Raw genomic sequence first — 14,070 nt, 5'->3', positions numbered from 1 at the left:
CCCCGCGGAGCGGGCTATGCCCTGCTGGCGCAGGGCATAGAGCGCGAATTGCGCAAGCGCAATTCAAAATTCCCGCGTAAACGCGGGAATGGAATTCCGTAAACGGAATTCCGAACGGAATGCAATTCGCGCAAGCGCGAATTGGAGGCGACCGCGCAAGCGCGATCACCGAGGCTGGCTAGAGGGGGTGCATCACGCGCGGGCCTGTGTAGCTACTGGGAATCCCAGCTACCACCCCCGCAACGGATGTGACGGACCATCGGCCTGACAGGATGCCGGCCCCCACTGCAGTGACGGGCTCCGCTGCGCTCCACCCGAACCCCTCCCCCATCCCCAAACCCGCCCCGACGTGTTAACCAATATCCTGCCAGCATACAGGACAACGGGCCGATCGTGGGCGGGAATGAGCCATGTATCACTCTGGGGGGCGAAGTTGGCGCGCGAGTGATGCATCACGGGGAAGCACTGTGTAGAGTCTGGGATCTGACACCATATCCTAGCGCCGCGCACCTTGCGCCGGAATTCTCTTTCTGATTACGCGCCGCTTTCCGCGAAAAGGAGAACACGGGGCATGGCCGTGAAACTGCGTGACCACCAGATCGAAGCTGTTGCCGCCATTGTGCGCGGTTTCGATGTTCCGCCGGGTGGTATTCCCTGGAATGGTCTTCGTGGGCAAGTGCACGCCGCGTGTGGGACGGGGAAGACCATCATGGCTGCCGCGTCGGCGAAACGGCTTGTGCCCAGGGGGCGTGTGCTCGTGCTGGTGCCGACGCTGGATCTGCTGGCGCAGACGGTGAGGGCGTGGCACGAGGCCGGGCACAAGGGGCCGGCGGTGGCGGTGTGTTCTCTCCAGGACGACCCGGAGCTGTGGTCGTTGAAGGTGCGCTCCACGACGAACCCGATCCAGTTGGCGCTGTGGCACGGCTCCGGGCCCGTGACCATCTACGCCACCTACGCGTCGCTGGGGGTGCTGGCGGAGGCGTTCGAGGGTGTCTACGGTCAGAAGCTTGATCCAGTAGACCTCGCGGTGGTTGATGAGGCCCACAGGACAAGTGGGTCGATGGGTAAGGCGTGGGCGGATATCCATGACCAGACCGTCATCCCGGCGTACAGGCGGCTGTACCTGACGGCGACGCCGCGAATCTGGGAGGAGCGGCTCAGCCGGGAGGTTGCTGAGGGGGTGCGGGATCCGCTGCCGAGGGAGATGGCGGCCTCCATGGATGACGAGAAGATCTTCGGCCCCGTCCTGTACAAGCTCTCGCTCGCCTCTGCCGTCTCCCGAGGCTTGCTGGCGCGGTATCAGATCATCGTCCTGGAGCTGAAGGACCCCGTGGTCACCCCTGAACGGCTGATGGGCGAGGAGCGGCGCAGCGAAGAGGTGCGCGGTCAGCGGCTGGGAGCCTTGCAGGCCGCGCTCCTGCACACCATGAGCCAGCACAACCTGCAGACGTGCATCACGTTCCATCATCGGACGATCGAGGCGCAGGCGTACGCGGAGGGCTTGGAGCGCGTCGCGGCGAAACTGCACGCCGACCAGCCCGAGACGTACCCCGCTCGGATTTGGGCGGACTGGCTGTGCGGCGAACACGTCCCCGAGCGGCGGCGGGAGGTCCTGGGTTCGTTCAGGTCGACGGCGCAGCGAGCTGTGCTGTCGAACTGTCGTGTTTTGGGCGAGGGTGTCGATATTCGAAGCGTGGATTCGGTTGCCCTACTTGACCCCAAGGGAGCGCCGCACGACATCGTCCAGGCCATCGGGCGGGCTTTGCGTCAGAAGCCCGGACAGGGCAAGCTCGCCTCCCTGATCGTGCCCGTCTTCCTCCAGCCCGGAGAGCAGCCGGAGGACATGTTCACCTCCGGCTCCTACCGGCCTCTGGTGAAAGTCCTGGAGGGCCTGCGGGCCCACGATGAAGAGGCCGTGGAACTGCTCGCCATCCCCCAGGAACCTCAGAAAGACGTCGCGCAGCCGTCCGTGAACATCGGCGTCGCACCGGAAGACGGCGAAGAAGAAGCCCGTCTGCTGCTCCGTTTCGCCTCTCCACGTGACCCGGTGATGGTCGCGGACTGGGTGTCCTTCAACGTCATCGACACCGAACGCCAGGACTGGGCCCGCGGCTGGGCAAAACTGAAGACATACGTCGAACGGGTCGGGAACGCGAGGGTGCCCTACGGACACCGCGAGGGCGCAACACCCCTAGGACAGTGGGTCGCGGAGCAACGACGCGCGTACGGAGCCGGGGAGATGAACGGGCAGCGCGCCCAGCGCCTGGAGCGGCTCGGCATGGTCTGGTCGATGGCCGATGAAAGGTTCCAGGAGAACCTGGAAGCCGCCAAGGCCTACCACGAACAGCACTGGACACTCTGCGCACCACGGACCGCCAGCGCACTGGACAGACCCTTGGGAATGTGGCTCGCGAATTTGCGGCGTCCAGGCGCGCTGGACGACCACCCCGAATGGAAGACAGCACTCGAAACCGTCGACGAAGACTGGAACCCCGAGTGGCCGGCGGACTGGCAACGCCACTACGCCGCACTACGCGAACTCGTACGCGACGAAGACGGCCAGGCCGACGTCCTGCCCGGCCTCACAGTCCACGGCATGGACATCGGGAAATGGCTGACCCGGCAGCAGAAACTGGCAGTCTGGCAAGCCCTTCACGACGGGCAACGCGAACGCCTGGAGCGGCTCGGCATCACGCCGCTCGCCCCGGAACCGGAAGAGCCCGCGAAGCCGTCCACGGCGCCCACGGGGGCCTTCGAGAAGGGCGTTGCGGCCTTGGCGCAGTACAAAGCCCGGGAAGGCTCTGTGACGGTCCCCAGGGGCCACATAGAGCGGCTGGAGGACGGCACGGAGGTCAAGCTCGGAGTGTGGATCATGAACCAGAAGGGCCGCCGCGCAAAGCTGACCGCCGACAAGCTTCAGCAGCTCGCCGACCTCGGACTGGAGTGGGCGTAGCCGTGTGAGATTCAGCGGGTGGTGTTTTCGGCGCGCATCATGCGGCGCAGGCCGGTTCGGGCGGCGGCGAGGTCCTCTTCGAGTGAGGCGGTGTGGCCGCGGAGGACGGCGTTTTCTTCGGTGGCGTGCTGGAGCTGGTCGGCGAGCTGGTGGTTGTGGTGGGTCAGTTCCTCGAGGCGGTGGGCCAGGTCGGGGGCGTGGAGGGTATCGAGCTGCTGTCCTAGCTGATGGCGCAGGGCGTCGCGTAGGCGGTCTCGTTCCTGGCGGAGATCTTTGATCTCTTGGCGTGCGAGGTGGAGTTCCGCGCGTAGCCCTGCGGGGGTGATGGTGGGTGTTCCTTGGGTGGGTGCGGGCGGTGGTGTGCTGGCCTGGCGGTGGCGGGCGGCTTGGATGTGTTCCCGGATTCCGTCGGTGTAGGTGAGCCAGGTGGACACGCGAGCGGTGCGGGCGACGGCGGCGTGGGTGATCTTTTCGCCGTCGCGTTCGAGAGCGGTGAGGGCTGTCAGGGCGCGCTGGCGTTTGTCGAGGCTGTCGCGGCGGCGGGCCTGCGCGAGCACGTCGGGGTTGCCTTGTCGGTTCATGAAGGGCTCTGGGGTGGGTCGGTCGTGGTGAGGGGCAGGAGGGTGTGGTGGCTGGCTGCTCGTGCTCTGCGCAGGAGGGTGCTGGCGTGCTCGATCTCTTGGCGTTCGTGTGCGGGCATGGCGGCGAGGCGGGTTTCCATCCTGGTGACGGCCTGTTCGAAGGCGGTGATCTGGTCGGACAGGGCGGTGATGACGAACGCGGCGGCGTCCATGGCCCGGGCGGTTTCGCGGTCGGCGCGCAGTTCGTTGATGTGCTGCTCGATGGCGGGGAGGTAGGAGGGGTCGGGGCGGTAGAAGCCGCAGCCGGCGCATTGGAAGCGGATCGGGCAGGAGGCTCCGCCGGCTTTGACGTTGCTGGGTTCGGTGCATCCTCCGTAGGGGACGGCGACCGAGCGAAGCTCGTAGCTGGTGGTGGTGCTGGGGGCGGGTTGGCCGAGGCGGTCGACGACGTGGGTGCTGAGGGTGGCGACGGCCGCGCGTTTGCGTTTGAGGGAGACTTGGTAGTAGCGCTGGGTCATGGCGATGGAGCGGTGGTCCATCAGTTCCCGCAGGACGTCCACGGGGGTTCCGGCGTCGGCGTGGCGTTGGGCGTAGGAGTGGCGGAAGGCGTAGGGGTAGATCAGGGTCCGGTCGAAGGGCAGGGGGTTGCCGCAGGCGTCGACTCCTTCGGCGTGCAGAGCGGGCAGGGAGTCGACCCAGGCGCGCAGGGTTTCGCTGATGTAGTTGGCGTTGAGGTGGCCGGCGCTGCTGTAGGAGCTGAGGGCGGGGAAGAGGTAAGCGTCGGCGGCGGGCAGTTGGAGGTGGGGCGGCGGGCTTGCCAGGTGCGGATGACCTGGGCGGTCGATTCAGTGATGGGCAGGCGCCGGCGGTGGCGGTGTCGTTTGTGGTTGTTCCAGATCAGTGAGATCTGGCCTTGGGCGGTCTCCAGGCAGTCGCGGGGCAGGGCGGCGATCTCCCGAGGGCGGCGGCCGGTATCGCGCAGAAGGATGTAGACGGTCTGGTACAGCAGTTGCCGGTCGGCGGGTGGCAGGTCGCGGCGGCCCTGGACCTCTCCCAGCCCGAGGCTGTCCAGGTGGGTGTCGAGCTGGCGGATGACCGTTTCGGGAACGGCCTTGCCGATGCCGTCTTCGTCGGTTTCCTCGATGCGGATGCGGTGCTCGACCGGGTGGCGGGTGAAGGCTCCCGCGAGGGTGTTCAGCTGTCCGGAACGGCGGCCGTAGTCGAGCAGCTGGAAGAAGCAGCCGACGAGCGTGCGGCGCTGTGAGGAGCGGTAGAGGGTCCCGTCGCGCCGCAGGGCGACGCGGAAGGCGTCGACGATCGCGGAGGCGTCGGTGAAGTTCAGCGCCGCCGGGTCAAGGCCCTGTCCTGGTCGCTGGGCCAGGGTCCGGGAGGCGATGGTGACGGCCCGCAGAGTGTTGGAGAAGACCTCGGTGCGCGGCGTGCTGGTGAGGGCCCAGTGGCGTATCAGGTCGCGTAGCCAGGGCTGGTGGATGGGGCGCAGGTCCGCGGTGCCGGGCATGCGGCGGGGCGCGCCCCCCGCGGTGGTGCGCAGACCGATGCTCCGCAGGTCCAGGACGTCCGGTTCGGTGAGGGGCCTGCCGGAGAATTCCTCAAACCCGCTGCGGACGGCGGTACGCAGCCGCTGCAGTGTCCTGACGGCGCCGGCGTGTGCGCTGGCCAGGCGGTTGGGCCCGGCGTCTTCCGCCAGGAGGGTGGCGGCGCCGGTCAGGCCGCGTACGAGGTTGCGGATGCGGTGCGGCTCCAGGGCGCGGATCCAGGAGTCGGTCTGCTGCAGTCCATAGAGCATCTCGTGGCGCAACAGGTCGAGCAGGGGCAGGAGGCTGAATTGGTGCGTGGCCAGATAGGGGGACTGCTGCTCGGCCCACTGCTCGGCGTCGAGGGGGTTTCTGCGATTGTCCTTACTCCATTGCCGGGCGTGGTAATTGCACAGGCCCCGGGAGTTGTAGGACGGGCTGGGGCAGGCGGAAACCTGACAGGGAAGGTCGTCGGTGAAGGGCTGGGAGCGGTCGCGCAGCCAGGCTTCCTCTGTGCCTTTGGTCGCGTGGTATTTCCATGCGCCGTAGTGCGTGACGCACATGCCTTTGCAGTGGCGGGGGCGGACGCATTGCACACCGTCGCGGGTGATGGAGCACCGGACGGTGACCATGCCGGGAAAGCTGCGCCGGCGGGCCGGACGGTAGGTCACGGCGAAGGCGTCGGGATCCTGGTGTGAGGCTCTCAGCTGCTCGGCGCAGGGAGAGCAGAAAATGTTCTTGGTGTTGACGATGGTGTCGCAGGCCCGCGTCCGGCAGGTAGAGGAGGAGGTGCGGCAGTTGGACAGGTCACCGGTGAACAGCCAACGCCGGCTGTCCCACTCCCCCGGCCGCCAGTTGCCGTCGAAGTGGTCGTGGAGCCAGGCGAGCCAGGCCTGGCTGTCCCAGTCGCCCTCGCCTGGTACGGCGGCGGTGGCGTCGTGCGCGGGCAGGCGCAGGATGCGGCTCATCGGTGTTCCCGCAGGGCCTGGACTCGCTCGACGGCCTGGCGGGTCTCGGCATCGGTGACGTGCCGGTAGCGCTCCATCGACAGCGAGGAGAGGTGCCCGAGCAGACGCTGCACGACGTCGCGGTCCACACCATCGCGCAGCCAGGCCGTAGCCGCGGAGTGGCGCAGCATGTGCGGGCGGAAAGGATGGTCGGCGGCCCGGGCCAGGCGGTCGAAGAGGTCCTTGGCGTTGGGGTACGACATCGGCCGGCCCACCGGCGGGCGGAACAGGTTGACGAAGACCATCTCGCCGTCGGCCGCCGGGCCCGCGGTATCGCGTTCGTACTGGTAGTCGGTGTAGAGCGCGACCAGGTCGGCGGTGACCGGGACGATGCGGGAGCGGCGGGACTTGGCCAGCGCGTTATTGGGGTTGTCGGTGCGGCGGCGGACATGCAGGTGCGGGCCGTCGGTGCCGCAGCCCAGCACCCGGGAGGAGGCCAGCAGATGCAGATCCTCGCGGCGCAGCCCCAAAGCCTCCCCGATCCGCAGACCGGTACAGGCCAGCAACGCGATCAGGAACCGGTCCCTCGCCCGCCCCGCCAGAGTGATCATCACCGCGATCTGCTCGGAGCTGAGGTCCTGGTAGCCCGGATCGGTGAACGCGAACCGGAACGCGGCCGCCTCCACAGTCCGCAACTGGCCCACCTCGCCCGGGTCGTAGCCCGGCGGCAGATGGAACAGCTGCTTCGGCTCCGACAACACCGCCACCGTCTCAGGGGTGACCCAGCCGTGCACGGCACCGAACCTGAGAAAACCGCTCACCACCGTCATCACGGCGTTCGCCGTCCCGGACGACCGGAACCGCGGCACAAGCGACGGTTGCTGGCCGCGCGCCGGGAGAGGCTCGGTGATCAGCCACCGCTGCAGACCCGCAAGCTCCAAAAACCGTGGAGCAGTCCAGTCGATGCCCCGGTCCTGGCAGTAGGACAGATACAGCGCCACCCGCCCCGCATACGCGCGTTCCGTGTTCGCCGAACAGCCCCGGGACCGCAACGAGGCCAGGTAGGCCGTGGCCTGCGCGTGGAGGGTGTAGGTGCCAGCATCGACCACCACCCACCACCCACCGCTCGCCACCGGTGGCCGGAGACACCGACCGCTCCGCAAGGAAGTGAGACACGTGCCGAACATAACTACCAGACTCAACGCCGGAGTTGGCCTTCCCCGTACGTCCCTCCCCTGCAGGTCGGAGCGCGTACCCTACGTCCCCCACCAGCGGGGCGACTACAGATAAACAGAGACCTTGCAGCTGGCGCTCTGGCACTGGCTGGGTCCAGGCGCGCCCACGACCGACGGCGTCGCCACGGCGCACGCTTCGTGTGCTGACGAAGTACGGCAACGCGTCCGTCGTTCACAGTGTCGCGAGGACAAAGGTCAGCAGTGCCAGGGAGAGGGTGGCACTGCCCGCGAAGGCCAGGGCACCTCGCAGAAGGGCGCTGGCGTAGGTGGCTCCGTCGAGGCGAGCAAGCAGGCCGGCCGCTGCTCCTACCAGGGTGCAGAAGAGCGCAACGACTGCCAGGAGCAGGACCAGGAGCATCAGATGGATGGATGAGGTGTTCATGGCTTCTTCCCGGAACGGTCGACGACGGTGACTCCAGGAAATTTCGCGGCTTTCGTGTTCACCGGGGTTCAGGGCGAACGAAGATGAACGAAGACGGTCGTCCGGGGGACGGAGAAGCAGGACATGGGGGACGTGCACGAGGATCCGTTGGCGGAACTCGCACTGCGGCTGCGCGCCCTCAGGGCGCAGCGGGGTCTGCAGATGGGCGGGTTGCAGCAGCGGACCAGGCTGGGGCGGACAACGCTCAGCCAGGCACTGAACGGCCAAAAGGTGCCCACCGAAGCCACGCTGGCGGCCCTGGCGAAAGCCCTGGGCGCGGATGTGGAGCCGCTGCTGGCCCTGCGCGAAGCCGCCGCGCGCATACCGCAGGTGCGCGAGTCCTTGCCCAGACACGTTACCCGCAGGTCAGTGCGGCCGAGAGTGCAGCCTCCGTTCGAGGAGCGGTACCTCAGTTACGTGGCGGAGCGACATTCGCAGCTGACCGTCGTAGGGCTGGATCTGAGCCGTCCGGAACGTGCGTGCTGGCCACTGGACGCGGCGTACTTGAGCTTGGAACTGGCAGAGCGGCCGGAAAGCTGGCCTGCAGGCAGTGAGGAAGCGGACCGGCCAACCGTCGTGGTGAAACGTGCCGAGCACGCGTTGGCCAACTGCCGACGAGTACTTCTGCGAGGGCTCGCCGGCAGCGGAAAGACAACACTGCTGCAGTGGCTGGCCGTCGCCACGGCACGCGATGAACTACCGGAAGAACTGGCGGACTGGCGAGGGCGGATTCCGTTCGTCCTGCCGTTGCGGACGCTGGTGCGGCGCGGACCCCTTCCGGAACCACACGATTTCCTGTCTGCGGTCGGCACCCCCCTGGCAGCCTCACAACCTGACGGCTGGGCCGATGCCGTACTCGCCAGGGGCGAGGCACTCGTCCTGGTCGACGGCATCGACGAGGTTCCTCAAGAACACCGGGGTGCCACGCGGGACTGGCTCGAGCGGCTCTTGGCGGCCTATAGGGACGCACGCTTCGTGGTCACCACGCGTCCGTCCGCTGTGCCGGAAGGCTGGCTGGCCTCATCGCGGTTCACCGAACTGTCCGTACGTCCTATGAGCGCCGCCGACACCGGAGTCTTCGTGCACCGGTGGCACACCGCAGCACGACACAATGCGGCAACCGAGGGCGAACGCTCACAACTGCATGATCTCGAAGCAGCCCTCCAGGTCACAGTGCGTGCTCAGCGTGACCTGACACAGCTGTCCAGCACACCCCTGATGTGTGCGCTGATCTGTGCGCTACACCGGGACCGCCGCGGTCATCTGCCCCACAGCCGCATGGAGCTCTACGAAGCAGCGCTGTCGATGCTGCTCGTGCGCCGAGACCTTGAGCGCAGCATCGATGTGCCGGAAGGCATTCAGCTCACCGAACACCAGAGCGTCCAGCTCCTGCAGCGTCTGGCCTACTGGCTCATCCGCAACCGCCAGACCGAGATGGACCGGACCACCGCGCTGGCCTTGGTCGGCGATGCACTGCCGGCCATGCAGGCCGTGGCCGAGCAGGGCACTGCCGACCAGGTTCTGGCCCACCTGGTCGGCCGCAGTGGGCTCCTGCGCCAGCCCACCGCGGACACCATCGACTTCGTACACCGCACATTCCAGGACTACCTCGGCGCAAAAGCCGCCATCGAAGCCCACGACTTCCCCCTACTGGTCAACAACGCCCACGACGACCAGTGGGAAGATGCCATCCGCATGGCCGTCGCCCACGCCCGCCCAGCCGAGAGCGCTGATCTGCTCCGTCGCCTCGTCGAACGCGGTGATGCCGAGGGCGAACACAGGGGCAGACTCCACCTCTTGGCGGCCGCCAGCCTGCCGTACGCCACCGAAATCGAACCCGACGTCCGCAGACTGGTCGAACAACGTGCGCGTGTCCTGATGCCTCCCCGTTCTGTGGAAGAGGCGATGACACTTGCCGCGCTCGGGCCAGGCATTTTGGATCTACTGTCGGGGCCCCAAGGGCTGGAACAGGACGAAATAGGCCCAGTCATCCAGACTGCTGCCACCATCGGCGGCGACCATGCTTACGCCTTCCTCAGCCAATTCGTTCAGTCACTGACTTCTGAGTCAGCACCCTATGAGCTCGTCGACGGCTGGAAGAACTTCGATTCCGCCCCATACGCACGAGAAATCTTGCTCCCCTTCAAGGAGCGCCTAAGAATGACTGTAGAAACTGATGATCAGCGCAACGCCCTGCAGTTACTGGAACCTATCACCGCCATCACCTTTCGAAAAGCTTTCACCGCAGAAGAAATACTCGAGCACCTCTCACCCGAGCACACCCATGCACTGAACATCTATTCCGTCCAAGCACTGACAGATTTGAAATTCGTCCGCCAGCTCCCCGCCCTAAACGAACTTGCCCTATCCGAGTGCACCCAGCTTACACACATCGAAGATCTTGCAGGACTACCGCTGTCAGACTTGGCGCTCCTGCAGTTTTCGGAAAGCACTTCCCTCGACGCTCTGGATTCACTACCGGAACTCACGGAACTAGCCCTCTACACCCGCCTGCTGTGGGGCAGCCTGGAGGAGATGCCCGCACCGCTAGACTTGACCGTATTGCGCCTAGCCCGCTGGATCGATACATCTCTACTGGGCATCTCAAAGTGGCAACTTTTGAAACACTTGGTGATCAACGCGGGCCCGACCCCTGCAGAGTGGCGAGAAATCTCCTCGCTACCGCACCTGAGGGACCTCTACATCTCTGAGTATGACCTCGCGCAGGCCACACCCATGCCCAACGTGACAGACCTGCAGTTGTCACCTCTCGATGCAGATGCACAATTGCATCTGATCCCTGAAGTATTTCCTAACCTGAAGAGCGTTTTCGTCAACTGCCGAGCATCGCTACCTGACATCACCGACATCAGCCCCCTCAAGCAAATCAAAGGGCTGCGCATATCTCTAAACTACGCGGCCAGCGTCGTCGGCCTAGAGGAATTTGACCCAGATACCGTTCGCGTATATCCACGCCCCCGGAAAGCTGACATCTGAGCCCCCCCCTCAGTCCAGGCCCCGCTCACACAGTCCGACTCTGCCTCCCCCGGAAAATTCCAGGCTGCGAGGCCTCCGTGCGCCCTGCTCACTGTCAGGCACACACCTCCCAGCAACCAGACCAAACGTCACTCACATTCCGTCGCCTCTAGATAATTGATATTTCGCGCGGTGGATAGTGTGGCCCTTTTGGATCCGAAGGGGGCGCCGCACGATATTGTGCAGGCGATCGGGCGTGCTCTGCGGCAGAAGCCGGGACAGGACAAGTTGGCTTCTCTGATTGTGCCGGTTTTTCTGCAGCCGGATGAGAAGCCTGAGGATATGTTCACGTCCGGTTCGTATAGGCCGTTGGTGAAGGTGTTGGAAGGTTTGCGGGCTCATGATGAAGAGGCCGTTGAATTGCTGGCCATTCCGCAGGAGCCACAGAAGGACGTGGCGCAGCCGTCCGAAGACATCGGTACGGCACCTGTGGACGGTGAGGAGGAGTCCCGTCTGTTGCTCCGTTTTGCGGCTCCGAGGGATCCGGTGATGGTCGCGGACTGGGTTTCCTTCAACGTGATCGACACGGAGCGGCAGGACTGGGCTCGCGGGTGGGCGAAGCTCAAGGCGTACACGGAACGGGTCGGGAACGCTCGCGTGCCCTACGGACACCGCGAGGGTGCGACGCCGCTTGGGCAATGGGTGGCGGAACAGCGACGGGCGTACGGGGCCGGGCAGATGACCGGCCAACGCGCCCGCCGGCTCGAACAGCTCGGCATGGTCTGGTCACTGGCCGATGAACGCTTCCAGGAGAACCTGGAGGCCGCGAAGGCGTACTACGACGATCACTGGACCATCTGTGCTCCGCGGTCAGCTGTGGCCCTGGACAGGCCGGTAGGGCAGTGGTTGAGCAACCTCCGGCGCCCCGGTGCGCTGGACGGTCACCCGGAGTGGGAGACGGCGCTGCGGGAAGTTGACGCGGACTGGAACCCCCAGTGGCCGGCCGACTGGCAGCGGCACTACGCCTCGCTGCGGGAGATGCTCGCGGAGGAGAGCGTGCTCCTCTCCGTCGAACCCGGGGTCACCGTGCACGGCATGGACATCGGCAGGTGGCTGGAACGCCAGCGCAGGCACGAGGTCTGGCACGGGCTGATGGACGGGCAGCGCGAGCGCCTGGAACGGCTCGGTGTGGTGCCGACCGCCTCGACCCCGGAGATGCCCGTGAAGCCGTCCACGACGGCACTGGGAGCCTTCGAGAAGGATTGCGGCCCTCGCGCAGTACAAGGCCCGCACGGGCTCTGTGAAGGTCCCCAGGACCCACGTAGAGGCCTTGCCGGACGGGTCAGAGGTGAAGCTCGGGGTGTTCCTGTCGAACAGCAAGAGTCGCCGGGGCAAGCTGGCTGCGGACAAGCTCGCCGCGTTGGCCGGCCTCGGGCTGAGGTGGGCAGCACCGGCAGAGGAAGGAACGGCGTGATGACCGCACGCGATGAAGAGCAGCGCGTGCGAGCGGCTGTACAGCGGCATGTGCGCAACCGTGTGTTCGCGGACGCGGAGAAGGCCGTCTCGGTCATCCTGGCCGATCCGCAGGTACAGCAGGCGCGGGCGCGAATCGAGGCGGCGGAAACGCAGATCGGTTTGGAGCTGCGCGCCCGTCTCCAACCCTTCCAGGACCGCTACGAGCGAGCCGTGCGCGACGGCGACACGGCCGTGCTCGCCGGGATCTGTCCGGGCAAGCATGGCCGCTGGGGACGGATCTGCGTCCTGGACGACGGGCACGAGACGTCGATGAAGGAACCGCACTGGGGGCACAACAGCGATGGCCAGCCGATCGCGTGGGTGGGCAGTGCACCTGACGACTGGTGAGCGCACCACGTCGTGCCGCCGCCCTCGGGCCGGAGTCGCGGGCGGTGCGACGCTCACGAGCAGGACCCCGGGCGCACTGTGCGGCCGGGTCCTTCGCTGTCCGGGGCTTGCCGCATCGCACTGGAGTGCGTGTAGGCACGGGGATCCCGGGCCGCTCTCCCCGTCTGGGATCCCCAGGACGCGGTAGAGATCACCCGGCTTCGGGCGAGAGAGCTCGAACTCGCAGCGCTTATCGTCGCCCATGCGTTCCGGAGCGGTCTCGCCCCCCGACGTCCCCGCGGCCCATGACACGCTCAAGCACCACCACGAGCAACCGACAGACGCCTCCACCTGACGGCGGACCGCTGCGCCGCTGGCGGCCGCGCCGACGCGCAACACCGCTGAGCACGCCACGATCCCCGGCAGCGTCCGCACCGTCCCTCTCGCACATCCCGCTCCGTCAGAACAGGCCGATTTCCGGATCCCGCCGATCAGCATCCGGTGCGTCCGAATTCAGGTCCAAGTCCTCCAGGGGGGTCGGATCGGCGGCTTGTTGGGATGCCTGCAACTGCATGAGCTCGGCCGGGATGAAGGACGTGCGGGACACATCAAGGGCTGCCGTGTCCGGCCCCTCCATGTCGTCGGGAAAGATGTCTCGTTCGGCGATGCGTGGAGCGTTTGCCGCCTCGGCGACCTGGCTTTCCGGCTCTCGGGGCGACGGCGCCTTACGTTTCGTGGTGATCCTCGAACGCTTGCGGGCGCCACGCTGTGAGAGGGCACCTGGGAGGATCTTGTCGAGGCAGTCCAGTCCCTGGGTGTCGGCTCACCTATGTGATCGGCCAGGAACCGGTCGAGCGCGTCGGTCTCCAACTCCTTTACCGTCTCGAGCAACCCGTGGATGACCTTGACGTGCGAGGTTTCCAGGGCTTCGCCCAGCATCTTCGTCGTTTCGTTGATAAGGGCAAGGGGGGAGGGGTGACATAGGAAGACCGAGATCTCCAGGGCAGTCCTGGGACCGCTGTGCGGCAGGGACGCGGCGGCCTCGTTCGCGGCCTTCGCCATCCAGGCCTCCGGATCACCGGACGTGAGGAGTCGGACGAGGCCTGCGGTGGAGAATCCCGCATCGACGGCCCTCAGATCGGGACTCTCCTCTTGAGTGGGTCCTCCCAGGCTGGAAGGCAAGCGCCAGGCCCTCCAACAGCCCTTCAGCTCTTCGGCCGCCTTCATAAGCACGTCCCGACGCTCCAGGGTGAAGAGCGGGTCGATGAGTTCCTCCTCCGCCCTCACCGGGACGACGCGCCCCTCGATCACCCACAGAGTGCGCAGCAGGCATCGCATCACCTCGCGCGTGGCTGCCGGGTCACCCTCAGCACCCGCCGACCGGTCAGCCCGAAGCGCCAGCGTCAAATCCCTCATGGCGTCCTTCAGGTCGGACCGTTGATCCCTGATCATGTTCCTCCCAATACAGGTGAACCATGCTGAATAAGACGACGTTTCACTTGGTGAGGCGGCGGTGGTTGATCAGGCTGGTGGCGATGGCGGTGAAGGCCAGGAAGTGTTCGGGCTTGCGTTCGTAGCGT

At 66.3% G+C, this 14,070-nt stretch carries 9 protein-coding genes; 3 read left to right on the top strand and 6 right to left on the bottom strand.

Features of this window, described 5'->3' with window-relative positions; all coding sequences use genetic code 11:
* The first annotated feature begins 571 nt into the window (after positions 1 to 571).
* Positions 572 to 2,953: a helicase associated domain-containing protein gene (locus ACZ60E_RS45600; RefSeq protein WP_469448213.1), complete on the top strand. Its 2,382-nt coding sequence runs from the start codon at positions 572 to 574 to the stop codon at positions 2,951 to 2,953.
* Between the two features lie 11 nt (positions 2,954 to 2,964).
* Here the strand turns inward: ACZ60E_RS45600 and ACZ60E_RS45595 are convergent, their stop codons facing one another.
* The 5 genes from ACZ60E_RS45595 to ACZ60E_RS45575 form a co-directional block, all read right to left on the bottom strand.
* Positions 2,965 to 3,534: a DUF6262 family protein gene (locus ACZ60E_RS45595; protein ID WP_469448212.1), complete on the bottom strand. Its 570-nt coding sequence runs from the start codon at positions 3,532 to 3,534 to the stop codon at positions 2,965 to 2,967.
* On the bottom strand, positions 3,531 to 4,094 hold the full coding sequence (locus tag ACZ60E_RS45590) for a hypothetical protein (RefSeq protein ID WP_469448211.1): 564 nt from the start codon (positions 4,092 to 4,094) through the stop codon (positions 3,531 to 3,533). The genes ACZ60E_RS45595 and ACZ60E_RS45590 overlap by 4 nt, the downstream gene beginning before the upstream one ends.
* Positions 4,095 to 4,153: 59 nt before the next feature.
* Positions 4,154 to 6,037: a hypothetical protein gene (locus tag ACZ60E_RS45585; protein ID WP_469448210.1), complete on the bottom strand. Its 1,884-nt coding sequence runs from the start codon at positions 6,035 to 6,037 to the stop codon at positions 4,154 to 4,156.
* Positions 6,034 to 7,128: a tyrosine-type recombinase/integrase gene (locus tag ACZ60E_RS45580; RefSeq protein ID WP_469448209.1), complete on the bottom strand. Its 1,095-nt coding sequence runs from the start codon at positions 7,126 to 7,128 to the stop codon at positions 6,034 to 6,036. Before ACZ60E_RS45580 ends, ACZ60E_RS45585 begins: the two co-directional genes overlap by 4 nt.
* 295 nt (positions 7,129 to 7,423) lie before the next feature.
* Positions 7,424 to 7,633, bottom strand: coding sequence for a hypothetical protein (locus ACZ60E_RS45575; RefSeq protein ID WP_469448208.1), 210 nt, complete (start codon positions 7,631 to 7,633; stop codon positions 7,424 to 7,426).
* Between the two features lie 123 nt (positions 7,634 to 7,756).
* On the opposite strand from ACZ60E_RS45575, the gene ACZ60E_RS45570 reads away from it, so the two are divergent.
* The gene (locus ACZ60E_RS45570; RefSeq protein WP_469448207.1) at positions 7,757 to 10,669 is read left to right on the top strand and encodes an NACHT domain-containing protein; all 2,913 of its coding nucleotides are present in this window, start codon (positions 7,757 to 7,759) and stop codon (positions 10,667 to 10,669) included.
* A gap of 171 nt (positions 10,670 to 10,840) precedes the next feature.
* Positions 10,841 to 12,511 (top strand): helicase associated domain-containing protein, encoded by a 1,671-nt coding sequence (locus ACZ60E_RS45565; protein WP_469448206.1) that lies wholly within the window; start codon positions 10,841 to 10,843, stop codon positions 12,509 to 12,511.
* Positions 12,512 to 13,003: 492 nt separating this feature from the next.
* On the opposite strand, the gene ACZ60E_RS45560 is transcribed toward ACZ60E_RS45565, so the two are convergent.
* Positions 13,004 to 13,906, bottom strand: coding sequence for a hypothetical protein (locus tag ACZ60E_RS45560; RefSeq protein WP_469448205.1), 903 nt, complete (start codon positions 13,904 to 13,906; stop codon positions 13,004 to 13,006).
* Positions 13,907 to 14,070 lie beyond the last annotated feature (164 nt).

Source organism: Streptomyces sp. NPDC102514, from assembly GCF_055584525.1.
This window is presented reverse-complemented; position numbering and strand designations above follow the sequence as displayed.